The following is a 24,760-nucleotide window of genomic DNA, read 5'->3' on the forward strand; positions in this document are numbered from 1 at the left end:
CGTCGCCGTGCCGATCGCGGCCAGGTCCGCCGTCTCGAAGGCCGCCACCTGCGCCGTCGTCAGCGATGCCAGCTGCGTCGAGCTGAAGCCTGCCATCTGGGCTGTCGTCAGGGCGACGAGCTGCGCCGTCGAGAAGCTGCGGATTTCCGTCGTGCTCAGACCGGCGATCGTCGCCGTCGTCAGAGTCTGGATCTGGTCGGTGGTCAGGTTGGAGATCAGTGTCATCTGCGGCGTGCTTTCCTGCTTGATCCGTTGTCGCTTTGCTGGGAGGGCAGGGTTTTCCCTGAGGCCTGCCCCATCGATCTCAATGTCAGGTCCACCAGCCGCGGTCGGGGGCGGCCGAGCGGTGTCCTGGGAATGTCGGAGGTGAGTGGGTCGGGCAGCCGTGGCGCGGATTGGGCACGATTTTCTCCATCCTCCCGGCCCCTGCTGGACTGGGATGAAGCCAAATCCTTTGGCCCGTTACGACAGCGCCCGAAGTGCCGAGGCGCACCGCAGTGAGCGAGGCACCATCCAAATGAGCCGCTCCATGCCAGGGCATCCTGGTCCCCGACTATGAACCGCTTTTTAACGCTTCTTCCGAGACGAGCCTTTGCTACGACCCAGGCGACGCGGCCTGCGATGGCGATCCTGGTTCAGAGCCGATCAACAGCGCCATGGTGCCTTGTGATGCCCGGCAACACTGGAACTCGCTTTGGCACCGGAATTCACCGCCCTCCGCAGCCTGTTCCTCATCGCGATGCACCACGGCGTGCAGCTTGCACCCGAGGAACTGCCGCCCGTGGTCAAGGGCGACATGACGGGCACCATCCTCCGCGCGATGGAGCAGGTCGGGCTCTCGCCCAAGGTGCTGCGCAGCCGGCGCTGGGAGGATGCGGCAGGGCTGGGCACGGCCTATCCCGCCATCGCCATCTGCAGGGATGGCAGCTGGATCATCCTCGTGCATGTCGTTGCCGCGGCCAATGGCAACCGCATGGCGGCCGTTCTGGACCCTGCAGACGAGCAGGCCGGCGTCACGCTGGTCACAAGCGACGACTTCATCGCCCGCTGGAGCGGCACGATGATCCTGGTCCGCAAGCAGCACCGCCTGACCGACGAGGACCAGCCCTTCGGACTGCGCTGGTTCCTGCCTGAACTCATCCGCCACGGCCGTCTCCTCTCGGGCGTCGCCGTGGCCGCCATCATGTGCAACCTGATCAGCTTCGCGATCCCGCTGCTGTTCCAGGTCATGATCGACAAGGTGATCGCGCACCGATCGACCCAGACCCTTTTCGCCATCGTCGTGGTCTTCGTGCTGCTCGTCGCCTTCGATGCCCTCTTCAGCCTGGCGCGGCAGCGCCTCATGCTGCTGGCCGGCAACAAGATCGATGGCCGCCTCAACGCCCGCACCTTCAGGCACCTGCTGGGCCTGCCGCTTTCCTTCTTCGAGGCGAATACGGCGGGCGTCCTGACGCGGCACATGCAGCAGGCCGAGAAGCTGCGGCACTTCCTGACAGGACGCCTCTTCCAGACGCTGCTCGATGCGGTCGCCATGCCGGTGCTGCTGGTCCTGCTGCTTCTCTACAGCTGGCAGCTGACCCTGGTCGTGCTGGGGTTCTCGGCGGCCATCGCCGCGGTGATCGGCGGGCTGGTGCCGTGCTTCCGCCGCCGGCTCGACCGCCTCTACCAGGCCGAAGGCGGGCGCCAGGCCTTCCTGGTCGAGACCCTGCACAACATGCGGGCGGTGAAGGCGCTGGTCCTGGAACCGACGCGGGAGAAGACCTGGAACACGAAACTGGCCGAGACGCTGCGCAGCAGCGCCGCCGTCGGCAGGCTCGGCGCAGCGGGCAACGTGACGACCGGCGCGCTCGAGAAGCTCATGCAGATCGCCGTGCTGGCCATCGGCGCCATGCTCGTCTTCGACGGCCACCTGACCATCGGCGCCCTCGTCGCCTTCAACATGCTGTCCTCCCGCGTCACCGGGCCGCTTGTCCAGATCGTGGCGCTGATCAACGAGTATCAGGAGGCCGCGCTCTCGGTCGCGATGCTTGGCACGGTGATGAACACGGCGCCGGAGCGCGCTGGGCAGGACCGCCGCGCACGCCCGGCCATCGCCGGCAACTTCGTCTTCGACGATGTCGGCTTCATCTACCCAGGTGCCGCGGCGCCGACGCTCAACCGCATCAGCTTCGCCATCCGGGAGGGCGAGGTTATCGGCGTCGTCGGCCGATCGGGCTCCGGCAAGACGACGCTGACGCGCGTGCTCCAGGGCATCGCCGTGCCGCAGCAGGGCGTCGTCCGGTTGGACGGTACCGATCTGCGGCATATCGACCTTGCCCATCTGCGGCGCAACGTCGGGGTCGTGCTGCAGGAGAACCTGCTGTTCCGGGGCACGATCCGGGAGAACCTGGCCGCGGCCCGCCCCGATGCGTCCCTGCCGGAGATCGTGCAGGCGGCCCGGCTGGCGGGGGCGGAGGAATTCATCGACCGGCTGCCAAGATCCTATGACACGATGGTCGAGGAGAATGGCGCAAACTTCTCGGGCGGACAGCGCCAGCGCCTGGCGATCGCCCGCGCGCTGCTGACCCGCCCGCGCGTCCTTGTCTTCGACGAGGCGACGAGCGCGCTCGATCCGGAAAGCGAGGCGATCATCCAGCGCAACCTCGCGGACATCGCGCGTGGGCGGACGATGATCATCGTCTCGCACCGCCTCTCCTCGCTTGTCCACGCGGATGCGATCCTGGTTCTTGAAAACGGGCAGGTTGCGGACTTCGCGTCGCATGCCGTCCTGCTCCAGCGCTGCGACGTCTATCGGCACCTATGGCAGCAGCAGACACAGCACCTCCAGGCGGCCTGACCGCCTCCGGCACCGTTTGGACCGGCAACCTCCTTGCGCGCCTGCGCCCAGGACGGGCGGGCCGCCGCGCGCCCGCGCCACGTGTGATCGCCGACGCCCTGGCCTTCCAGGATGAGCTGGACCAGGTGATCGCCGAGCCGCCGCCGCCCTGGCTCCGCGGCCCTCACCTGCTGGCGATGCTCCTCCTGGTCTCGATGTTCGGGATCTCCGCCCTGCTGCGGACCGATATCGTCGTCATGGGCCAGGGCCGGCTGCTCACGGACAGCCCGCCCATCATCCTGCAATCGCTGGAACGGTCGGTCATCCGCGAGATCCGGGTGAGGCCGGGCGATGCGGTGCGTCAGGGCGACGTGCTCGTGGTGCTGGACTCCACCTTCGCGCGGGCGGACCGCGAGGCGCTGCTGATCCAGCAGCGGCGGCTGCAGGCCGAGCAGGCGCGGATCGAGGCCGAGCTGGCCGGCCTGCCCTATCCCGCCGGTGTCCGGGGCGCCGATCACGCGCTGCAGGCACTGCTCCATGCGCAGAGGCAGGCGCAGTACAACGCCCGGCTGCAGGGATTCGACGAGCAGATCGGCGGCCTCGAGGTCGCCTTGCGCTCCGCCCAGGACTCGGCCGGGACCCTCGCGCAGCAATTGTCGATCGCGGTGGATGTGGAGAGGGCCCGGAGCCGCCTGCTGGAGGAGCAGGTCGGGTCCCGCCTGCAATACTGGGGGGCGCGAAACCAGAGGCTGCAGGCGGAACGCGAGCACCGCGAAACGCTGAGCCGGATCGCCGAGCTGCGGCACCAGCTGCAGGCGCTGCAGGCCACCCGCCAGGGCTTCGCCGATGAATGGCGCCGGCAGGTCCTGGAAGACTCGGTCCGGGTCATCGGCGAACGGGCACGGGTCGAGGAAGCCCTGGCCAAGGCCTCGCTCGTCGATTCGATGACGGTCCTCGCAGCGCCCGCCGACGGCATCGTGCTGGAGGTCGTGCGGCGCGCCGCAGGCTCGGTGACGCGGGAAGCGGAACCGCTCGTCAGCATCATTCCCGACGGCGTGCCCCTGATCGCGGAGATCGGCATCGCATCCTCCGATGTCGGGCATGTGCGGGCAGGGGCCGATGTCGTGCTCAAGGTGGATGCCTTTCCCTTCCAGCGCCACGGTCATGTCAGCGGCACCTTGCGGTCGCTCAGCCTCGCCTCCTTCTCCCAGGGCGCGCAGGGCGTTCCTGGAGAGCCCGAGGCGCCGGTCGCCGCAAACGGTTCGGGCGCCTTCCACCGCGCCAGGGTGGAGATCACGGCGCAGCAGCTCGTGGACCTCCCGCCCGGGGCCCGTCTGCTGCCCGGCATGACGCTGACGGCGGAGGTGATGGCGGGCACGCGCAGCGTGCTGTCCTACTTCCTGAACCCGGTCCTGCGTGGCTTCCGGGAGGCTGCGCGCGAACCCTGACGGTCGCCGTCCCTCACAAACGGTTAACAGGCCGATGGCACCTCCTGGTCTCGAAGGATGGCAAGGAGTGCCGGCACAGCTGGACAGGCGATCCGCGGCTCTCCGCGCGATCCACGCCAGCGGACGGCGCTTCTTCCCGCCCCGCCACGATCGACCGGCCGGCCTGATGCCGGAGCGACCGGTCCGGCTGCAGGAAGAGCGATGATCCAGGACACGGCCTTCGCCCCCGACACGAACTGGCTTCGCAGCCGCCTTGGCGTCGACCTGCCGCCCGCCGAACTGGCAAGGCGCCGGGCGATGCTGGGCGGCATGCGGCTGGAGGCGCTGCTGCCGCTGATCGAGGGTGCGGGAAGCGCCTTGCTGCGCATCCAGGCCTATGCCGACTGGATCACCGCGAATCCCGCATCGCCTCAGCGCATTGCCGCCTGGTTCAACCTGGGCGCGGAGTGGTCCGCGTTCGGCGACAAGGCGAAGGCCGCCTCCGCCTACCAGCAGGCCCTGCTGGCCGACCCCACCTTTCATCCGGCGGCGGTCAATCTTGGCCTGGCGCTCGAAGCGCTGGGCCAGCAGGATGCGGCCCTCGCGTGCTGGACCAGGGCGCTGCAGCCGGACGGCGCTCGTACCGCGCTGCTCAATCATCGCGGGCGGCTGCTGGAGGAGCAGGGGCGCCTGGCCGATGCCGAGAAGGCGCTGGTCCAGAGCCTGCTGCTCGATCCCGCCCAGCCCGACGTCATCCAGCACTGGCTGCACATCCGCCAGAAGACCTGCAGCTGGCCCGTCGTGCCGGAAGGCCTGCCCGGCCTTCCCGCGGCCGCGCTGCGCGCGGCCTGCGGTCCGCTGGGTGGATTGGCGCTGGTGGATGATCCCGATGAGCAGCGGCGCATCGCGCAGGACTGGCTCATCCGGAAGGTTCCGCCGGCGCCCGAGCGCCTGAGCCCGCCTGGCGGCTACCGCCATGACAGGATCCGCCTCGGCTACCTCTCCTCCGACTTCTGCCGCCACGCGATGAGCTTCCTGATCGCCGAGATGCTGGAACTGCATGACAGGAGCAGCTTCGAGGTCTTCGGCTACTGTTCGAGCCCCGAGGACGGAAGCGACATCCGCGATCGCGTCATCCGGGCGCTCGACCACCACGTACCGGTGCGGCAGTTGGATGATACGGCCGTCGCCCGACGCATCCGCGAGGATGAGATCGACATCCTCGTGGACCTGAACGGCCTGACCAGGGGCGCCCGGCTGCACACGCTGCGCTGGAAGCCAGCGCCCGTGCAGGTGACCTATCTCGGCTACATCGGATCGGTCCCGCTGCCCGAACTCGACTACCTGCTCTGCGACGACTACGTCATCCCGCCCGGCTTGCGTCCGCAGTACATGCCCGCGCCGTTGAGCCTGCCCGGCATCTATCAGGCCAATGACGGCCGCTCACCCGAACTGCCCGTGGCAACGCGCGCGGCAGAGGGGCTGCCCGAGGACAAGTTCGTCTTCTGCTGCTTCTGCAGCACCTACAAGATCACGCCCGAGATCTTCGACGCGTGGATGGAGATCCTCCGATCCGTCCCCGATTCCGTGCTGTGGCTGGTTTGCGAGAACGAGACCGCGCGCGCGAACCTCGCGGCACGCGCCGGGGCGGCGGGCATCACGGCGGAACGTCTGATCTTCGCGCGGCGGGTGGAGCCGAGCCTCTATCTCGCGCGCATGGCACTGGGCGACCTGTTCCTGGACACGTCGCCCTACAATGCCGGGACGGTGGCGAGCGATGCGCTTCGCATGGGCCTGCCGCTGGTGACGCTGTCGAAGCAGCCTTTCGCGTCGAGGATGGCGGGAAGCCTGCTGAACGCCATCGGTCTGCCGGAGACGGTCACCGATACCGTCGAAGAGTATGTTCGTCTGGCCGTATCCATCGCCTGCAGCCCGGAATTGCTTGCGACCTTCCGATCCCGGATCGGCGGGGACCGCTGGCAGCACACCCTCGGCGACGTGCGCGGCTTCGTCGCGGGCCTCGAGGACATCTTTCGCCGCGTCAGGATACGCCCGGACGCGCTCGGCTGACCGCGGCAACCGGCTCGCGCCCGGTGCCTCCATCGTCGTGCGGCAGAAGCGCTGGCACCAGGATGAATTGGTAGCACGGGGTCGGCGCCATCTGACGTTTCCGCCACCTCCGGCTCGCCCGGCGAGATGCTGATCGCTACCGGGACGGGCTGGGACCAGGTGCTGGCGATGCGCACCGTCTCATGCAGCATCCGGCGGCTGATGTCCCGATTCAGGCCGTCGGCCTCCGCCACAGCAGTGAAGCGGCCGGGGCCGATCAATCCGTGCTGCGCGTGCTGCCACCGAATCAACGCCTCGACGTCGCTCCGCCTGCCGTCTTCCATCCGCATCTGCGGCGGCCGGAAGCCGACTGGCGGCTGTTCCGCGACCGCTTCGTCACCGAAGCCGGCCACGTGCTGGATGGCGACGGCAAGCGTCCGGAAGGCCTGGCCTGGGCGCTGTTCCTCGCGGCGTGGCATGGGGATCCGACGACCTTCGATCTCATGCTTCGCTCAGCCCGGCGGAAGGACGCAGCCGCACTGCTGCCATGGGCGCAGCAGGCTGGGTCGGACGTACCGTTGCGGGCCGATGACGCTTCGGCGCGCTCGTCCCGGCCGATGAAGGGCGCGGCCCTTCGCGGACATGCCACGCAAGGGCGCCGATGCCTGGCCGCGCGATGGCCAGTTCGGCCCGGCAATTCGCTGAAGCACCTTGGCGGCCGCCACCGCTGCCCGGACCCATGGCCTGCACGCGCGCGTCGGCATCACATCAAGGCGCCACATCCGGGCCGGGTGAACGATATCCTGCGGCACTTCACGCGCGCGACGCTGCGGTGCCGCGAGCAGCGGGACCATCGTCCGAGGCCTGAGATGCGTCGGCCGTGCAAGCGTCGTCCCTTCACGCTGAGCGGCCCCGCGGCGTTATTTCCACAAACATACATCGAAGCGCGAACGGGGAGGGCGGCTGGCGAGACGTAGGGCGCCGGCTGGACGGCACTGACGCAGGCCCCGCCGACCGGATGCTAATCAGTGGCGTCCTCGGTGATGCGCGCATGCTCTCGCACCTCGTCGGTGCCGCGAACCGCGCCGAGCCCGGCCACCCGATCACCGGCCTGCGAACGCGCCTCGCCGGGCTCGGTCCCCGACGCGTCGCCTCCCAAGCGCGGAAGGCGACGGCCCGCGCGGCGCTGGCGGATCGACGCGCCGCGCCGGAGGAGCCGGCCCCCGCGACCTGCCCCTGCGGCACGAGCCTGCATGTCGGCGACCGTTCGGGGCAGAGCGCAGCATCGCGCCGACCAGGTCATCATCCCGCTGGATGGCATTGGCCGTGACGCAACCCCTGGCGTGAAGCGCCTCTGCCGGCAGCGGGAACTTGCTTCCGCTCGCGGCCCTGCGGAATCCCGTTTCCCTGCCGGAGTGATGGACGGCGCGGACACGGTGGGCTATGTCCAGTGACATACAACGTTCGCGGGACATGTCCGATGCGCCGCCGCTTCCTTCCCGTGCTTGCCGCCCTTGCGCTGTCACTCTCCGCATGGCCCGCCCGCGCCCAAGGGACTCAAGGCGAGGCGGTCACCGTCTTCGCCGCGGCCAGCCTGACGGACGCTCTGCGCGACCTCGGCGCGCAATGGGCGGCACGCGGCAATCGCGCGCCGCGTCTTTCCTTCGCCGCCTCCTCGGCGCTTGCGCGCCAGATAGAGCAGGGCGCGCCAGCCGACCTGTTCATGTCGGCGGACGAGGCCTGGGCCAACTACCTCCAGGAACGCAACCTGCTGGTGAACGCAACGCGCAGCTCACCGCTCGGCAATTCCCTGGTGCTGATCTCGCCCGTCAACGCCGCGCGGCCGGTCACGCTGGCGCGCGACACCAACCTGGCCGTGCTCCTCGGCCCCAACGGACGCATCGCAACCGGTGATCCGGCGCATGTGCCGGTCGGGCGATATGCGCAGGCCGCCCTCACCTGGATGGGGCAGTGGGACGCGATCGCGCCGCGCGTCGCGCGCGCCGACAATGTCCGCGCCGCGCTGCTGCTGGTCGAACGTGGCGAGGCTCCCTTCGGCATCGTCTATTCCACCGACGCCGCCGCCAGCCAGGGCGTGCGCGTCGTCGGCACCTTCCCCGCTGCCAGCCACGAACCGATTACCTACCCCTTCGCGCTGACGCGGCGCGCGGAGGGCAATGCGCAGGCGCGCGCGCTGCTCGCCTTCCTGACCGGGCCCGAGGCCGCGGCCACCTGGCAGCGCTTCGGCTTCATCCGCGCACAGTGATGCCGGGCCGGGACGGCGCGCGATGACGGCGTGGTTGAGCGCGGAGGAATGGCAGGCGGTCCGCCTCAGCCTCGATGTCGCGACGCGATCCGTGGCTGGTTCGCTGCTGCCGGCAGTCGCCGTCGCCTGGGTGCTGACGCGGCTGCGCTTCCCCGGCCGCGCGCTGCTGGATGCGCTGGTGCACCTCCCGCTGGTCGTTCCGCCCGTCGTGGTCGGCTGGGGGCTGCTGATGCTGTTCGGCATCCGCGGGCCGATCGGCGCGCCCCTGCATGAGTGGTTCGGCGTGCGCCTGGTCTTCACGACGGATGGTGCGGCGCTCGCCACCGCCGTGATGTCCTTCCCGCTGATCGTGCGATCGGTCCGTCTTGGCCTCGAGAACGTGGACCAGGGGCTGGAAGCGGCGGCACGCACCCTGGGCGCGGGGCCGGTGGACCGCTTCCTCACCGTGACGCTGCCGCTGATGTCACCGGGCATCCTGGCCGGCGCGGTGACCGCCTTCGCGGCGGGGCTCGGTGAATTCGGCGCGGTCATCACCTTCGCGTCCAACATTCCCGGCCAGACGCAGACCCTGCCGCTCGCGATCTATGCCGCGACGCAGACGCCGGGCGGGGAGGCAACGGCCGCGCGGCTCGCGCTGGTGTCGTTCGGCCTGGCGGTTTCAGGGCTGCTGCTGGCGGAGCTGATCGCGCGGCGCATGCATCTCTGGCTCGGACGCGGCTGATGCTGGGTGTGGCACTGCGGCATCGCTTCGGGCGAGACGGCTTCACCATCGATGCGTCCTTCAAGGCGCCCGGGGACGGCGTGACCGCGCTGTTCGGACCGTCGGGCTGCGGCAAGTCCACCATCCTTGCCGCCGTTGCCGGGCTGCTTCGGCCGGACGAAGGCCGCGTGACGCTGGACGATGCCGTGCTGCTCGACACTGCGCGGCGCGTCTGCCTCGCGCCCGAGCGGCGGCGCTGTGGCGTCGTCTTCCAGGAGGCGCGGCTGTTCCCGCATCTCAGCGTCGAGGCCAACCTGCGCTACGGCCTGAAGCGTGCGCCGCACGACGCGACCGGTCCGGGCTTCGAGGCGGTGGTCGCGTTGCTGGGCATCGCGCAGCTGCTGCCGCGCCGCCCGGGCCGGCTTTCCGGCGGCGAGCGCCAGCGGGTCGCGCTGGGTCGCGCCCTGCTGTCACGTCCGCGGCTGCTGCTGATGGACGAACCGCTCGCCGCGCTGGACGCTGCGCGACGAGCCGAGGTGTTGCCCTTTCTCGCGCGGCTGCGCGATGCGGCCCGCATCCCGATCCTCTACGTCACGCATGCGCTGGACGAGGTGGATGCGCTGGCTGATCGTCTGGTGCTGCTGGAGGCCGGGCGTGTGGTGGCCGAGGGCAGCGTCGAGGACCTGACCGCGCGCACCGACCTGCCGCTTGCCGCGCGGCGCGATGCCGGCGTGCTGGTCGGCTGCACGGTGCGTTCGGTGCAGGATGGCCTGGCGACGCTGGACTTCGAGGGGGGGACGCTGGTGACCACCTCGCGCCCGGGCCCGCCAGGCACGAGGCTACGCGCGCGGCTGCGCGCGCGAGACGTGGCGGTCGCCACAGAGCAGCCGCGCGGCATCTCGACGCAGAACATCCTGCCAGTGACGCTCGTCGCCATCGACGAAGGCACGGAGGCAGGGGAGGTATTCCTGCGCCTCGCCGCCGGGCCGACGACGCTGCTGGCGCGCATCACGCGCGAGAGCGTCGCGCGGCTGCAACTGCGCCCCGGCATCACCGTCTGGGCGCTGGTCAAGGCTGTGACCTTCGATCATCGCGTCGTCAGGCAGGTCGCGGCGCACACACCGCCGGGGCGAGGGGAGATTCCGACCTGACCGGATTGCCGCCGACATCCCGGTGCGCTCGCTGTCTTTCGGCGGTGATCATCAACGACGTGATCGACGAGCGGGGCTGTTCCATCGCCAGCAAGGCCAGCGCCGTCGTCGAGACTTCGGATGACGGGGACTGACGTTCCGCCGTTGCGCGGCACTGTCCGGAGCATCGGCTGCGCGCCATGATGGGCCGCGATCACGAATCGCGCCGCAGTGCCGCCAAGGCGGCTGGAGGAACGCCATGGGAGGCGCACCGAAGCAGCGAGAGTCCGCCCCGCGGCCTGCGGCCGGCACGCTCAGCCTGCGCATCGACCTGCCGCAGGGCCGCATCGGTCCCGGCAAGATCCACCTGCTGGAAGCGATCGACCGCGAGGGCTCGATCTCGGCCGCCGGCCGTGCGCTGGGCATGAGCTACAAGCGCGCCTGGGACCTGGTGGATGCCCTCAACAAGCTGATCGGGGAGCCGGTGGTGGCGGCGAGCACCGGCGGGTATCGCGGAGGCGGGGCAACGCTGACAGATGCAGGGCGCAACCTGGTCGCCGACTATCGGGCGATCGAGCGGGCGGCGCATCGCGCGGCGGAACCGAGGCTCGCCGCCCTGCTCAGGCGGATGCCCGGCTGAGCTTCCCGGAGAGCCCGCTCGGGCGGGGCCCTGGCCGTGGCGATCCATGACGGCAAGGACTGCCATTCGATCTCGTTGCGACGCGGCGGACAGTCGCTCCGGCACGAGGCGCGCACCGCCCGATCACGGTGAAGGAGGCGAGGCAAGCGGCCGGGTGGCATGGGGCCCGGACGGGCGCCGCGGCATATGCCGCGAAGCCAAGGAAACCGGAGGTTTCCGCCCGGCGTCTGAGGGGGGCCTGAGCGGTCACGCGAACGGGCCGTTGGTATCAGGCCGGCTTTCCCGCGGTGCGAACCGCGGCGACGCTCATCCATGATGTCGGCAACCCCGGGGCACTGCCAGCCCTCAGGCTGCCGCCGAGAAGGGCTGGAGCGTCTCGCCGGAAACCCCGTCGCCACGCCCCCTGTCCCCATCGCCCATGCTTCTGCCGGCCCGCCGGCAGGCGGACGCCGCTCCCCGCCGCCGGCGCCTACTGCACCGTGATGCCGCGCAGCAGCACCGCCTTCTGGTCGATGTCCTGCTGTAGCCGACGATTGAAGTCGGCGGCGTTCAGGAAGTAGTTGGCGGGCTGCGAGGCATTGCGCGCGGCGTTGCGGTAGCTCTCGGTCTGCGCGGCCTGGGCACAGGCCGCCTCGATGCGCGCGATGCGGTCATCGGGCGTGCCGGTCGGCGCGAAGAGGCCGCCGAAACTCGCCGGCGCCACGTCGAAGCCCTGCTCCATCGCCGTCGGCGCTTCCGGGAAGTCCGGATGGCGCTGCGCGTCGAAGACGGCGAGGATGCGCAGGTCGTTCCGCCCCGCGGCCGACCCGAGCACGATCGACCCGACATCGAGCCGCCCGGCCAGCACCTCGGTCATGACCGTGGCATCGGCACGGAAGGGCACGTGCTCCACCTCCACCCCCGCGGCCTGCGCCCACTGCACCATGGCGAGGTGCGGGATGGAGGTGACGCCGAGCGTGCCGTAGGTGACCTGGCTCGGCCGCGCCCGGGCCGCCGCCTGCAGGTCGCGCAGCGTGCGGAAGGGGCTGTCCGGCTTCACCACCAGCGCCATGGAATTGCTGAACACCTGGCAGATCGGGCGGAAGGAATTCCGCTGCAGGCCCGACTGCGCCTGGATCACCGGCAGGACGGAGGCGACGAGCGCCGGGACGAAGAGCAGGGTGTAGCCATCGGCGGGCGACCGCATGACGGAAGCCGAGCCGACCGCGCCGGCGGCGCCGTCGCGGTTCAGCACCACGGCGGACTGCCCAAGATGCGGCTGCATGGCGGCCGCGAGCGCGCGGACCAGCAGGTCGATCGCATTCCCCGGCGGGTAGGGAATCACGATCTGCACGGGCCGGTTCGGGAAGGCTTCCTGGGCGCGCGCCGCGAAGGGCAGCGCGAGGCCGGCCGCCGCGGCGGCCAGGCTTCGACGGGTCAGCATGTCTTTGTCTTTCCGTGGTGGGTGGGCGATCTTGGACGTGAAGCCGGCGGCGCTTCCGCGCCGCCGGGTGAACCTGCAGGCGTCAGCCGGCCGGCATCAGCTTCGATGGGTCGGAACCGACGCGCCCCGCGGGCACCAGCTTGGACGGGTCGGAGCCCACGCGGCCACCGGAGCCATCCAGATCGCGGGACATGGTGAAGTCGTAGCGGATGCTCGGCAGGCCCTTGATGGGCGCGTCCGGCAGGTCGAGCGACGGCATGATGACCAGCGACTTGGACACGCCGAAGACCGTGTCGCTGTCCACATGCTTGTCATCGGCGAAGTAGAGCGCGGTGACGAGTTCCCGGTAGCCGGGTGCCGCGATCAGGGTGTGGATATGGGCCGGGCGGAAGCCATGGCGCGCCTGGCGCTTCACGAGGTCACCGACCGGCCCATCCATCGGGATGGAGTAGCCGAGCGGACGGAAGGTGCGGAAATGGAACCGCCCATTCTCGTCGCATTGCAGTTGCCCGCGCATGTCCATCGTGGTGGGGTCGTAGGCCTGCAGGTCGTAGTGCCCGTCCTCGTTGGTCTGCCAGACATCCATGACGGCATGCGGCACCGGCTTGCCCTCGGAATCCGTCACCTGGCCATAGATGACGATCTCCGAGCCCTTCGAGACATTGGCCAGCGTCCCGCCGAGCGGGATCTTCGGCGCGCTTTCGCGGAAGAAGGGGCCGAGGAGGCTGGTCTCGGTGCCGGCTGCCTCGCGCCCGCCGGCGTCATGCATCACGTTCACCAGGCGCGACAGGCCGATGACGTCCGACAGCAGGATGAATTCCTGCCGGTAGGGCGTGCAGGCCTGGCCGACGGCGGTCATGAAGGCGATGCCCTTCAGCCATTCGTCGGGGGTGAGGTTCGTCTCCCGCGCGAAGGCATGGAGGTGCCGGACGGCGGCCTCCATGATCTCCTTCAGCCGCGGGTCGGGCGTCGTCGCCATCTGTTCGATGACGGCGTCGGTGACGTCGTTGACGTTGAGGTCCTGCACTGCTTCCTCCTGTCGCCTGCGCCGGGCGGCGCGGAAATTGTTCCGGTCCTACGATCCGCCCCGCATGCTTCGCATGGCGGCAGTCTGCTGTCAGCCCGATCGGGCTGGTGTCTCCGATACGCCGTCGCGGCGCGCATCGCCGCGCATCTCCCCCTCCGCACTCACATAGGCAGCCAGGTCCGGCCCGGGCAGCCCCCGCCACATCGGCAGGCAGGCCTCCGGGAAATCCTGGTGGAAGGTCGCGCCGGCATCCTCCAGCCGGCCGAGGAAGGCGTCGAGGTGGCGCGTCGCGCCGTTCGGCAGGTCATGCAGCACCAGGACCGGGCGCGGCTCCGCCAGGCATTGCCGCAGCGCCACCTCCGGCCAGCCATCCGGGTCGCGCCAGTCACCGGGCACGGCGCTCCAGGTGACGATGGTGTGCCGCCCCGCCGCGAGCAGGTCCCTCGCCTCCTGGCTCAGCAGATGCGGGCCGAGAAGGCCGCCGCCGCCGACCGGCCGGAACAGGCGATCGGCATGGGCCAGCGGGCCGAGTTCCGCCTCCGTGCGGGCGATCTCCGCCTCCGCATGGCCGGGATCGTGGCGGTCACCGAGCGGCCCCGAATGGGTCCACGAATGGTTGCCGATCCAGTGCCCTTCGTCATGCGCGCGTTTCGCCAGGGCACGACGCGCAGGTTCCTGCAGCTTCTGGCCGATGACGAAGAAGGTGGCCTTCAGGCCGCGACGGCGCAGCACGTCCAGCACGGCGGGCGTCGCCTCCGGCTCCGGGCCGTTGTCGAAGCTGAGGGTGACCGCCGGCCCCTGCATCGCGCCACTATCCCCCATGCGAGCCCCGAGCAGGCCCCCATTTTCCCGACAAAACACTCGATAATCCCGTTTCATCGACTTGTCGAGCCGGGATGATCGCGCCATGGTGGCGCGGCCATGAGCACGACGGCCGCTGAAACCGACCGCCAGCCCTCACCGGACACGCAGGCGACGGCCGTGTACCGGCGGCTGCGCCTGGACATCCTCAAGGGCCGCCTGGCCCCCGGAATCCGCCTGAAGGTGCAGGACCTGTCGGCAGCCTATGGCGCCGGCCAGGCGCCGCTGCGCGAAGCCCTGGCGCAACTGGCGGCCGAGGGCCTGGCCCGGCGCATCGAGCAGCGCGGCTTCCGCGTGGCGGATGCCGATCCGACGGAATTCGCCGGCCTGATCCGCACGCGCTGCCTGACGGAAGCCCTGGCGCTTCGGGAATCCATCGCGCGCGGCGATGCGGCGTGGGAGGATGCCGTGGCCGCCGCGGAACGCCGCCTGCAGCGCCTGCCGCGCTCCCTGGAAGCGGGGCGCTTCGTGGCCAATCCGGCCTGGGAAACCGCGCACCGGGCCTTCCATACCGCCCTGCTGGCCGCCTGCGACGCGCCACCGCTGCTGGCCTTCTGCGAGCGGCTGCGGGAGGAGGCGGACCGCTACCGCATGCTGGCCAATGCCATCGCCTATCCGGGCCGGGACGTCGCTGCCGAACACGCCGCCATTGCGGAAGCCGCGCTCGATCGGGATGCGGAGCGCGCCGGCGCCCTGCTGGCGCAGCACCTCGGCAGCACCGGCGAATTCGTTCGCCTTGCCCTCGAACGCCGCGCGGCCCATCAGGGGCAGCAGCGCAAGCGGCGGCATGCCGCCGTGCTGGCGGCCGAATAGCACCCCAGGAGACACCATCGCATGGCAACCCCGCAGAAGCTGCTGCCGACCACCGTCGTGGGCAGCTACCCGCAGCCCGCCTGGCTCGTGGACCGCAACATCCTCATCAAGAACAACGTCGTGCCGCGCGTGCGGCTGAAGGAGATCTGGCGCGTCGCGGAGGATGCGCTGGAGCAGGCGCAGGACGACGCCACGCTGATCGCCATCCGCGACATGGAGCGCGCGGGCATCGACATCATCACCGATGGCGAGATGCGGCGGGAGAGCTATTCGAACCGCTTCGCCCTGGCGCTGGATGGCGTGGATGTGGACACGCCCGCCATCGTGAGCGGCCGCAACGGCAAGCCGACGCCGGTGCCGCGCGTGGTCGGCCCGATCCGGCGGCGGGAGCCCGTGGAACTGCGCGACATGCGCTTCCTGCGCGCCAATACGGAGCATGGCGCGAAGATCACGCTGCCCGGCCCCTTCACGCTCTCCATGCAGGCGGTGGACGAGTACTACCAGGACCCCGAAGCCCTCGCCATGGCCTATGCCGAGGTGGTGGCGGAGGAAGCGCGGGACCTGAAGGCGGCCGGCGCCGACGTGATCCAGCTGGATGAGCCCTGGCTGCAGGCCCGCTCCGAACAGGCGAAGCGCTACGGCGTGAAGGCGATCAACCGCGCGCTGCAGGGCGTGGAGGGCACGACCGTGGTGCATCTGTGCTTCGGCTACGCGGCCGTCGTCTCCGACAAGCCGTCAGGCTATTCCTTCCTGCCGCAGCTGGCCGACAGCACCGCGGCGCAGATCTCGATCGAGGCGGCGCAGCCGAAGCTCGACCTCGGCATGCTGTCCGATCTCTCGAACAAGACGATCATGCTGGGCGTGCTGGACCTCGGCACCCCGGAGGTGGAGACGCCGGACATCGTCGCGGCGCGCCTGCGCGAAGGCCTGCGCCACGTGCCGGCCGAACGGCTGGTCGCGGCGCCGGATTGCGGCATGAAGTACCTGCCGCGCGACCGCGCCTTCGCCAAGCTGAAGGCGCTGGCCGATGGCGCCGCGATCGTGCGGCGCGAACTGGCGGGGTGACGCCGCAGGCGGCGCATTGCCGCGGCAGTCCCGCTTCCTGAACGTCGTGGGCGCGGACCTCGTCCGCGCTCACGAACAGGCCGACCTCAGCCTTCGCGCCGCAGGCCTGTGGGATAGAGCCGCCCTTCCGGCGCTGCGCGCATCGCCTCCAGCACGAAGCCACGCGGCAGGGCGATGGCGGCCTGGATGGGCGCCGCATCCTCCGCCGGCGCCCAGGCCGCGCGCAGCGGGCGGCCTTCCATGCCCTCATGCGACAGGCCGAGCAGGTGCAGCACGGTCGGCGCGATGTCGGTCAGGTCCGCCGGCATCGTCGCCACGGCGCCGTGGGCGAAGGGCCCGCCTTCCATCACCAGCACCGTCGCCAGCTCCGCGCGGTGCAGCCCCCCATGCATGCCGCCGCCCTCCGGCACATCCGGCGCATCGAAGGGCGCGAGGCCGGGCAGGCCCCATTCATCCGGCGCCTCGCTGCCCGCGAAGGTCACGACCAGGTCTGCGCTGCGACGATGCCCGCTGCCGAGCAGCGAGAGCGACGCGGCCTGGCCGTCCGGCAGGATGGCAGGATCGCGCGCCAGCAGCGGCCCGGCCCAGGGCTGTTGCGCCAGGAAGGCCGCGACCTGCGGCGCCAGCGAAGGATCGCGGAACCAGAGGCCCGGTGCCGCGGCCGGCGCCACGGCGATATCCACGCCCTCCGCCAGGCCCGTGCCGGCGCGGAAGCCGGCGCGGACCAGTTCCTCCCGCAGCGAGAGCTTGCCGCGGCCGGTCACATGCCCGTGGTCGGACAGCACGATGATGGCGATGTCCTCGGCATCCGGCTGCGCGTCGCGCCAGGCGATGACGTCGCCCAGCACGGCATCGGCGGCGCGCAGGCCCTCTTGCGCCTCATGGGAAAGCAGGCCGCCCCAGTGGAAGGCGATGTCGGGCTCGGACAGCCAGACCAGCGTCACATCGGGCCGACGTTCCGGCAGCACGATCTCCAGCAGCACCTGCGCGGCGTGGCGCAGCCGCGCCAGGTTCGGCACGGCATGGGGCGGCGTGGGGCCGAGGCGATCGCGCACCAGCCGCGCCGTCTCGCCCTCCTCATCCTCGACATTCCAGCGAAAACTGCCGAGGCGCTCCGCTGCCGGGTGCAGCAGCCGCGCCGCGCCCGCCGTGCCGGCGCTGACGAGGGCGAAGCTGAGCCCCTTCTCCGCCAGCCGCTCGCCGAGGCTCGGCCGTTCCAGCGGGCTCTCCCGCCCCTGCGCCATGGCGAGCACATCGGCGACGAGCTTGGTGCGCAGCAGCCGGTCCGGCGCCACGGCGGCATCGAAGAGCGTGTTGGCCACCATCCCATGCCCGCCGGGCCGGCAGCCCGTGATGAGGGAGGGGGTGGCCACGCGCGTCTCGCTCGGGAAGACGCTGCGCGCATTGGCGAAGCGCGTGCCGCGCGCGGCGAGGGCGGCGAGGTTCGGCGTCGCGGACGGCGAGACCATGTCCGGCCGCAACCCGTCGAGCGCCACCAGGATGAAGCGTGTCATGGCAGGAAAGCCTATCGCAGCGTGGGGTCGAGCCGGTCGCGCAGCCAGTCGCCGATGAGGGAGACGGAAAGCGTGGTCAGCACGATGGTGAGGGCGGGGGAGAGCAGGATCCAGGGCGCGCGCGTCAGGTATTCGCGCCCATAACCCACCATGGAACCGAGCGACGTCGCCGGCGGCTGCACGCCGAGGCCGAGGAAGGACAGGCCGCTTTCCAGCAGGATGATCTCCGGGAAGGCGAGCGTCATGGAAACGATCAGCGTGGAGGCGATGTTCGGCAGCACGTGGCGCCCATAGATCCGCCAGGGAGAGGCGCCCAATTGCCGCACCGCCGCCGCATAGCCCTGCGACCCCGCGCTGATGGCCAGCCCGCGCGCGATGCGGGCGTAGCGTTCCCAGGCATGCAGGCCGAGCAAGCAGATGAACAGCACCATCGAATTGCCGAAGAAGGCCAGCACGGCGAGGGCCAGGATCAGGAAGGGCAGGCTGGCAGAGAAATCGACCAGCGCCAGCACCACCTGTTCGACGAAACCCCGGAAGTGGGCCGCGAGGAAGCCGAGCGTCGTGCCGATCAGCGCGCCGATGATGGTGGCGCCAAAGGCGATCAGCAGGCTCATGCGGATGGAGTAGATCAGCCGCGCCAGCACATCCCGCCCCAGCTCATCCGTGCCCAGCGGATGCAGCCAGGTGCCACCCATGAAGGCGGGCGGCGAGAGGCGGTTGCGGAGGTCGAGCGCGGTATAGGCATAGGGGCTGATGACATCGGCCAGCACCGCCGTCAGCAGCATCAGCGTGAGCCACACCAGGCCGAACATCACCATGGGCGGCGGCAAAGCGCGCTTGGCGCGCGGCGGCGCCTCCGCGATGGCGGGCAGGGTCATGTCGGACATGTCAGGCCATCCCCGCCGCGCGCCGCGGCTGGTTGCGCAGCCGCGGGTCGAGCAGCCCGTAGAGCAGATCGACGATGAGGTTGGAGGTCACCATCGTCATCGCCACCAGCAGCAGCACGCATTGCACGACGGCGAGGTCCCGGTTGGCGACGGCGACGACCAGTAGCCGCCCTACCCCGGGCCAGGAGAAGACGCTTTCGACCACCACGGCGCCGGCGATCAGGCTGCCGACCATGAAGCCCACGATGGTGACGGTGGGGATGGCGGCGTTGGGCAGCGCATGGCCCCAGACCACGGCGCGCCAGGGCACGCCCTTGGCGCTGGCGGTACGGATATAGGGCTGGCCCAGCACTTCCAGCATGGCGCTGCGGGTGAAGCGCGCCAGCACCGCGGCACCGCCAATGCCGAGCGTGATGATCGGCAGGATCGCGTGCCGCCAGCTGTCCTGCCCGCCGGAGGGAAGCCAGCCCAGCTGCACCGCGAAGACCAGCACCAGCAGCAAGCCGAGGACGAAAGACGGCACGGTGAAGCCGGCGACGGCAAGCATCATCACCGCGCGGTCGATGAAGGAATTGCGGTGCAGCGCCGCGGTGATGCCGGCGGGAATGCCGAGGCCCACCTTGATGGCCAGCGCCGGCAAGGTGAGTGCCAGCGTCGCGGGAATCCGCTCCGCCACCAGCACGATCGCGTCGCGCCCGTCGCGCATGGAGCGCCCCAGGTCGCCCTGCAGGATCGCACCGAAGTAGTGGAAGTACTGGATCCAGACGGGCTGATCGAGGCCCCAGGCGGCGCGGAAAGCCTCCACGGCTTCCGGCGGCGCGTCGGCGCCCATGATGATCTGCGCGGGGTCGCCCGACAGGCGCAGCACGACGAAGGCGAAGGTGACGACCATCACGATGGTGACGGCCGCGCGCAGCAACCGGCTGCCGAGGAAGCGGATCATCTCAGGCGGCCCTTTGCGTGACGGCAGGCGCGACATCGCCCTGCGCGACGTGGCAGGCGACAAGGCGCCCGTCGCCGCGCCGCGGCTTCAGCACCGGCGCCTCCCGCGCACACAGCGCGGTCGCGACGGGGCAGCGCGGGTGGAAGGCGCAGCCGGTCGGGCGGTCCGCGGGGTTGGGCGGATCGCCCTGCAGCACGATGCGCTGGCCCGATCGGCCGGGATGCGGGATGGCGGAGACAAGGGCCTGCGCATAGGGATGCGCGGGGTCATGCAGCACCGCATCGGGCTCGCCTTCCTCCACGATGGTGCCGAGATACATCACGGCGACCCGGTGGCTCACCTGGCGCACCGCGCGCAAATCGTGGCTGATGAAGAGGATGCCGAGGCCGAGGCGTTCCTGCTGGTCCACCAGCAGGTTCATCACCTGCGCCTGGATCGAGACATCCAGCGCGCTGATCGGCTCGTCGCAGACCAGCAAGGCGGGTTCCGTCGCCAGCGCGCGGGCCAGCACGGCGCGCTGGCGTTGGCCGCCGGAGAGTTCATGCGGATAGCGCGCGGCCTGGTCGGGGCGGAGCCCCACGGCGCGCAGCGCCTCGATCGCGCGGGCGGGGCGGTCCTTCGCCTCTCCGATGCCGTGGATATCCAGCGGTTCCTGCACCTGCGCCAGGATGGGCAGGCGGCGATCCAGCGCGCCGAGCGGGTCCTGGAACACCATCTGCATGCGCGACCGCAGCGCGCGCCAGGGGGCCGTGCCGGGCGCCGGCATGGGCTTGTCCTGGAAGGAAACGCTGCCGGCATCCGGCGCTTCCAGCCCCAGCACGAGGCGACCCGTGGTGGATTTCCCGCAGCCTGATTCACCGACCAGCCCCAGCGTCCGCCCGCGCTCCACGGAGAGCGAGACGCCGTCGACGGCGCGGACCTCCACGCTGCGCCCCATCAGCCCGCGCCGCATGGCGTAGCGGCGCACCAGGCCCTTGGCCTCCAGCATCGGCGTCATGCGGCGACGGTTTCCTTCAGCAGGCCCATGGCGGTGGCGCGGATGCAGGCGGCCTGGTGGCCGGGCGCGAGCGGCACGGCGCCCGGCACGGCGATGTCGCAAGCGGGCGAGCGTTCGGCGCAGCGTGGCGCGAAGGCACAGCCCTTCGGCATGGCCCAGGGTTCCGGCACGCTGCCGGGGATCGCCGCGAGTCGACGGCGCGGCCCGTCCAGCGGCGGCAACGCGCCGAGCAGGCCGTTGGTGTAGGGATGGGTCGGTGCCTCGAACAGCCGCGCCACCGGCGCCTGTTCGACGATGCGCCCGGCATACATGACGCAGACGCGGTCGCAGCTGTCGGCGACCACGCCGAGGTCGTGGGAGATCAGCACCAGCGCCATCCCCGTCTCCCGCCGCAGATCCTGCAGCAGGGTCAGGATCTGCGCCTGGATGGTGACGTCGAGCGCCGTGGTGGGTTCGTCCGCCACCAGCAGTTCCGGCCTTCCGGCCAGCGCGATCGCGATCATCACGCGCTGGTTCTGCCCGCCGGAGAGTTCATGCGGCCAGGCATCGAGCCGCCGCGCGGCATCGGGGATGCCAACCTGGTCGAAGAGCCGCTTCGCCTCCGCCCGCGCCGCGGCGCCCTGCATGCCGCGATGCAGGCGGAGCGCCTCCTCAACCTGGCGACCGATGCGGATCACGGGGTTCAGGCTGCTGGCGGGGTCCTGGAAGATCATGGCGATGCGGCCGCCACGGACGCGATCCAGCACCGCCGGCGCCGCGCCCAGCAGTTCCTGCCCCTGCAGCGTCGCGCTGCCCGTGACGCGCGCCTTGGCCGGCAGCAGGCCGAGCGCGGCGAGCCAGGTCACGGATTTCCCGCAGCCGGATTCACCGACGAGGCCGACGGCCTCGCCCGGCGCGACATCAAGGTCGATGCCCCGCAGCGCCGCCTGGCCATCGAAGCTGACGCGCAGGTTGCGCAGCGAGACGAGGGCGTTCACGAGGCGAAGTTCCGGCTGCGGAAATCCATCTGGAAGGACTGCCCCGGCGCCCAGCCGAGGTCGCGCCGCTTCGCCGTCAGGTTCACCGACTGGTGCAGCACGGTGTAGGCGGGGTCCTCCCGCTCCGCGATCTCCAGCATGCGGCGGAAGGTGCGGCGGCGCTCCGCCGGATCGGTGCCGGTCTCCAAAGCCTCCGACAGGCGGCCGAATTCCTCGTTCCGCCATTCATTGATCTGCCATTGCTGGCCTTGCGGCCCATGGGCCGCGACGATGGAGGAGACGGGGTCGTTGAAGCTGGCGCTGCCCGACCAGTCCCGCACCCCGCGCTGCCCCTCGCGAGACAGCACCTGCGGGAAGTTCTCGCGCATCTCGATGACGACGTTGAGGCCGACGGCGCGCCAGCCCTCCACCAGGATCTGCGCGGTGGGCACCTGGTTGGTGTAGTAGCCGTTCAGCAGGCGATAGGGGATCGGCTCCCCGCGATAGCCGGCTTCCCGCAGCAGGCGGCGCGCCTCGGCGGGGTCGAAGCGCGGCGCGGACCAGTCGGCCTGGTACATCGGGCCGTAGAATTCGAACTGCAGCCCCTTCGGCACCGGCGCGCGATTGCCCCAGAGCGCCTGCACGATGGCGTCGCGGTCGATGCTGTGGGTGAAGGCGCGGCGGATGCGCGCGTCCCGCAGATGCGGGTGATTCTTGTCGAACACCGTCAGGCGGTGGTTCATGATCGGGCCGCCGACGACGTGATGGCGCGGGCTGCGCTCCACCGTCGCGATCTGGTCGGGCGGAATGTCGCAGGCGAAATCGGCCTCGCCCGAGAGCAGCGCGTTGATGCGCGACGACACCTCCGGCACTTCCAGGAAGCGCAGGCGCCGCACGGGCGGGCGCCCGCCCCAGTAGTCGTCGAAGGCGTCCAGCACCAGCGAATGGTCGGGGCGGAACTCCACCACGCGGAAGGGGCCGGTGCCGACGGGCCGGCGAGCCCAGTCGAGCCAGGAGCCCGCCTTTTCGAAGGCGTCGCGGGACAGCACCATCGCGACGTTGCGGCTGATGCGGCCTTCCAGCGTCACATCGGGCACGCGGTTGTGGAAGCGGATGGTGCGGGCATCGACGATCTCGATGCGCTCCAGCCCCGGAAAGGTGCGGCGTGCCACGGCCAGCGCTTCCGGCGGCGGGGTGCGGCCCTGGGTCTGGCCGGGGACGGAGCCGAACAGGTTCCGCGCCTGCTCCACCGTCAGGTTCCAGCCCATGCGCTCCGCGCTGAAGGTGAAGGCGACATCCTCCGCCGTCATGGTGCGGCCGTCATGGAACAGCACGCCCTGGCGCAGGGTCAGTTCCAGCGTGCGGTCATCGATCCGCCGCCAGGACTCCGCCAGGCCCGGACGCAGCGAGAGGTCGCCCGTCCAGGACTGGTCGATCAGCGTCTCCGCATAGGAATTCCAGGTGCGGCTGCCGACGTTCGACTGCTCGCGCAGCGTCTCCAGCGTGTTGGTGTTGGCGATCTTCTGCACGGCGATGGTCATCACCGGGCGCTGGTCGGATTGCGCCAGCGCGGGGGCAGCCAGCAGGGTCGGGCTGGCGAGGAGGAAGCGGCGCGTCAGCATGGCGTCAGGCCCCCCAATTGCCCTGGCGGAAATCCATGGCGAAGGCGGGGCTCGCCTTCCAGCGGATGTCGCGGCGCTTGGCGGTGAAGGTCGCGTTCTGGTGGATGACGGTGTAGGCAGGGTCTTCCCGCTCCGCGATCTCCAGCATGCGGCGGAAGGCGGCGCGGCGGCGGGCGCGGTCCGTGCCCGTCTCCAGTTCCACCGACAGGCGGTTCAGTTCCTCGTTGGCATATTCGCCGACCTGCTGCTGCTGGCCGTTCGGGCCATGCTGCGCGACGAGGGAGGAGACGGGGTCGTTGAAGGGCGCGCTGTTCGACCAGTCCCGCACCGCGCGCGTCGGCGTGCGTTCCAGGATCTGCGACCAGTTCTCCTTCATCTCGATCTGGATGTTGAGGCCGACGCTGCGCCACATCTCCACCAGCACCTGCGCGGTCGCGTTCTGGTTGGTGTAGTAGTTGTTCAGCAGGCGATAGGGGATCGGCTCCCCGCGGTAGTTGGCCTCCCGCAGCAGGCGCCGCGCCTCCGCAGGGTCATAGGCCGGGACGTCCCAGTCGGCATGGAACATCTGGTCGTAATAGGGCCATTGCAGCCCCTTCGGCACTTCCGTCCGTCCGGCCCAGAGGCTGTCCACGATCGCCTTGCGATCCATCGAATGGGTGATCGCACGCCGAACCCGCGCATCGCGGAGCTGCGCGTGGTTCTTGTCGAAGCAGATCAGGCGGTGGTTGAGGATCGTGCCGCCCTGCACCTCGAAGGCGCGGTTGCGCTCGATGCCCGGAATCTGGTCGGGCGGGATGTCGCAGGCGAAGTGGTAGTCGCCGGCCAGCAGGCCGTTGATGCGGGAGGATACTTCCGGCACCTCCACGAAGCGGATCTGCCGCAGCGGCGGGCGGCCGCCCCAGTATTCGTCATGCGCGACCAGCAGCAGCGACCGGTCGGCCTGGAAATCCGCGACGCGATACGGGCCGGTGGTGACGGGCTTGCGCGCCCATTCCAGCCAGGACGGCGCGGCTTCGAAGGCGCGGCGGCTGATGATCTCGCTGCCATAGCGGGACAGGCGGCCTTCCAGCGTCACGTCCGGCGTCGCGTTGTGGAAGCGCACCGTCATCCGGTCCACCGCCTCCACCCGCTCCAGCGCCGGCCAGGCGCGGCGTGCCACGGCGGGCACTTCCGGGGGCAGTTCCTTGCCCGGGCGCGGCGCGGGCATGCCCTCCCCGATCGGAATGGTGCGGCCATGCGCGGTGGCCAGCGTCTCCCCGAACATGCGTTCGCGGGAGAAGGAGAAGACGACGTCTTCCGCCGTCAGCTCGTCGCCATTGTGGAAGCGCACGCCGGGGCGCAGCTTCAGCTCGATCACGCTGTCGGAGATGCGGCGCCATTCGGTGGCGAGCCCCGGCACGGGCCCGAGTCCGCCCAGCCAGTCGCGGCCGATCAGCCCTTCCCAGATCGAGGAGAAGAAGATCCGCTCCCCCACATTCGACTGCTCGCGCAGCACTTCCAGCGTGTTGGAGTTGCTGATCTTCTGCACGGCGATGGTGATGGCGGGGCGCTGGTCCGCCTGCGCGATGGCGAAGCCCGGCAGGAGAAGCGCGGGAGAGGCGAGAAGCAGGCGGCGCTGGAACATC

The 24,760-nt window shown here is 70.5% G+C and carries 20 protein-coding genes and 1 pseudogene; 9 read left to right on the forward strand and 12 right to left on the reverse strand.

The window, feature by feature from the left end:
- On the reverse strand, positions 1 to 225 hold a 225-nt coding region (locus tag G3576_RS27415; RefSeq protein WP_164697680.1), incomplete at its 3' end, for a hypothetical protein.
- 469 nt (positions 226 to 694) lie between these two features.
- Between G3576_RS27415 and G3576_RS27420 the strand changes: the two genes are divergently transcribed.
- From G3576_RS27420 to G3576_RS27430, 3 genes are all read left to right on the forward strand, one after another.
- Complete coding sequence (locus G3576_RS27420) at positions 695 to 2,836, forward strand: peptidase domain-containing ABC transporter (RefSeq protein WP_207623067.1); 2,142 nt, start codon at positions 695 to 697, stop codon at positions 2,834 to 2,836.
- Positions 2,837 to 2,919: 83 nt separating this feature from the next.
- Positions 2,920 to 4,263: an HlyD family type I secretion periplasmic adaptor subunit gene (locus G3576_RS27425; protein ID WP_164697681.1), complete on the forward strand. Its 1,344-nt coding sequence runs from the start codon at positions 2,920 to 2,922 to the stop codon at positions 4,261 to 4,263.
- 297 nt (positions 4,264 to 4,560) lie between these two features.
- Positions 4,561 to 6,312 (forward strand): O-linked N-acetylglucosamine transferase, SPINDLY family protein, encoded by a 1,752-nt coding sequence (locus tag G3576_RS27430; RefSeq protein WP_164697682.1) that lies wholly within the window; start codon positions 4,561 to 4,563, stop codon positions 6,310 to 6,312.
- A gap of 179 nt (positions 6,313 to 6,491) precedes the next feature.
- Here the strand turns inward: G3576_RS27430 and G3576_RS32725 are convergent.
- A pseudogene (locus G3576_RS32725) lies at positions 6,492 to 6,770 on the reverse strand (EAL domain-containing protein); the annotation flags it as partial.
- A 1,001-nt stretch (positions 6,771 to 7,771) separates the two neighbouring features.
- On the opposite strand from G3576_RS32725, the gene modA reads away from it, so the two are divergent.
- The 4 genes from modA to G3576_RS27455 all read left to right on the forward strand — a co-directional run bounded on the left by modA (position 7,772) and on the right by G3576_RS27455 (position 11,027).
- A complete protein-coding gene (gene modA, locus G3576_RS27440) occupies positions 7,772 to 8,557 on the forward strand; it encodes a molybdate ABC transporter substrate-binding protein (RefSeq protein WP_164697684.1) in 786 nt (261 codons plus the stop codon).
- A gap of 22 nt (positions 8,558 to 8,579) precedes the next feature.
- On the forward strand, positions 8,580 to 9,278 hold the full coding sequence (gene modB, locus G3576_RS27445) for a molybdate ABC transporter permease subunit (RefSeq protein WP_207623068.1): 699 nt from the start codon (positions 8,580 to 8,582) through the stop codon (positions 9,276 to 9,278).
- Positions 9,278 to 10,408 (forward strand): molybdenum ABC transporter ATP-binding protein, encoded by a 1,131-nt coding sequence (gene modC / locus G3576_RS27450; RefSeq protein WP_164697685.1) that lies wholly within the window; start codon positions 9,278 to 9,280, stop codon positions 10,406 to 10,408. Before modB ends, modC begins: the two co-directional genes overlap by 1 nt.
- Before the next feature lie 238 nt (positions 10,409 to 10,646).
- Positions 10,647 to 11,027, forward strand: coding sequence for a winged helix-turn-helix domain-containing protein (locus G3576_RS27455; RefSeq protein ID WP_164697686.1), 381 nt, complete (start codon positions 10,647 to 10,649; stop codon positions 11,025 to 11,027).
- A 469-nt stretch (positions 11,028 to 11,496) separates the two neighbouring features.
- Here G3576_RS27455 and G3576_RS27460 read toward each other — a convergent pair whose 3' ends face one another.
- The 3 genes from G3576_RS27460 to G3576_RS27470 all read right to left on the reverse strand — a co-directional run bounded on the left by G3576_RS27460 (position 11,497) and on the right by G3576_RS27470 (position 14,281).
- A complete protein-coding gene (locus G3576_RS27460) occupies positions 11,497 to 12,450 on the reverse strand; it encodes a tripartite tricarboxylate transporter substrate binding protein (protein ID WP_164697687.1) in 954 nt (317 codons plus the stop codon).
- A gap of 82 nt (positions 12,451 to 12,532) precedes the next feature.
- Complete coding sequence (locus G3576_RS27465) at positions 12,533 to 13,477, reverse strand: dioxygenase family protein (protein ID WP_164697688.1); 945 nt, start codon at positions 13,475 to 13,477, stop codon at positions 12,533 to 12,535.
- A 90-nt stretch (positions 13,478 to 13,567) separates the two neighbouring features.
- Positions 13,568 to 14,281: a polysaccharide deacetylase family protein gene (locus tag G3576_RS27470; RefSeq protein WP_164697689.1), complete on the reverse strand. Its 714-nt coding sequence runs from the start codon at positions 14,279 to 14,281 to the stop codon at positions 13,568 to 13,570.
- Between the two features lie 117 nt (positions 14,282 to 14,398).
- On the opposite strand from G3576_RS27470, the gene G3576_RS27475 reads away from it, so the two are divergent.
- A complete protein-coding gene (locus tag G3576_RS27475) occupies positions 14,399 to 15,151 on the forward strand; it encodes a GntR family transcriptional regulator (protein WP_164697690.1) in 753 nt (250 codons plus the stop codon).
- A 21-nt stretch (positions 15,152 to 15,172) separates the two neighbouring features.
- The gene (locus G3576_RS27480) at positions 15,173 to 16,216 is read left to right on the forward strand and encodes a 5-methyltetrahydropteroyltriglutamate--homocysteine methyltransferase (RefSeq protein ID WP_164697691.1); all 1,044 of its coding nucleotides are present in this window, start codon (positions 15,173 to 15,175) and stop codon (positions 16,214 to 16,216) included.
- 86 nt (positions 16,217 to 16,302) lie between these two features.
- On the opposite strand, the gene G3576_RS27485 is transcribed toward G3576_RS27480, so the two are convergent.
- Genes G3576_RS27485 through G3576_RS27515 form a run of 7 tightly spaced genes read right to left on the reverse strand, consistent with a single transcriptional unit; the run spans position 16,303 to position 24,759 of the window.
- Positions 16,303 to 17,730, reverse strand: a complete 1,428-nt coding sequence (locus tag G3576_RS27485; protein ID WP_164697692.1) for an alkaline phosphatase family protein — start codon at positions 17,728 to 17,730, stop codon at positions 16,303 to 16,305.
- Positions 17,731 to 17,741: 11 nt separating this feature from the next.
- Complete coding sequence (locus G3576_RS27490) at positions 17,742 to 18,617, reverse strand: ABC transporter permease (protein ID WP_207623069.1); 876 nt, start codon at positions 18,615 to 18,617, stop codon at positions 17,742 to 17,744.
- A 1-nt stretch (position 18,618) separates the two neighbouring features.
- Positions 18,619 to 19,560, reverse strand: coding sequence for an ABC transporter permease (locus G3576_RS27495; protein WP_164697693.1), 942 nt, complete (start codon positions 19,558 to 19,560; stop codon positions 18,619 to 18,621).
- Position 19,561: 1 nt separating this feature from the next.
- On the reverse strand, positions 19,562 to 20,557 hold the full coding sequence (locus G3576_RS27500; protein WP_164697694.1) for an ABC transporter ATP-binding protein: 996 nt from the start codon (positions 20,555 to 20,557) through the stop codon (positions 19,562 to 19,564).
- Positions 20,554 to 21,534, reverse strand: coding sequence for an ABC transporter ATP-binding protein (locus G3576_RS27505; RefSeq protein ID WP_164697695.1), 981 nt, complete (start codon positions 21,532 to 21,534; stop codon positions 20,554 to 20,556). The genes G3576_RS27500 and G3576_RS27505 overlap by 4 nt, the downstream gene beginning before the upstream one ends.
- Positions 21,531 to 23,135 (reverse strand): ABC transporter substrate-binding protein, encoded by a 1,605-nt coding sequence (locus G3576_RS32030; RefSeq protein ID WP_164697696.1) that lies wholly within the window; start codon positions 23,133 to 23,135, stop codon positions 21,531 to 21,533. Before G3576_RS32030 ends, G3576_RS27505 begins: the two co-directional genes overlap by 4 nt.
- Positions 23,136 to 23,139: 4 nt before the next feature.
- On the reverse strand, positions 23,140 to 24,759 hold the full coding sequence (locus G3576_RS27515) for an ABC transporter substrate-binding protein (RefSeq protein ID WP_164697697.1): 1,620 nt from the start codon (positions 24,757 to 24,759) through the stop codon (positions 23,140 to 23,142).
- Between the last annotated feature and the right edge of the window lies 1 nt (position 24,760).

Source organism: Falsiroseomonas algicola (assembly GCF_011040385.1).
Lineage (GTDB): Bacteria > Pseudomonadota > Alphaproteobacteria > Acetobacterales > Acetobacteraceae > Falsiroseomonas > Falsiroseomonas algicola.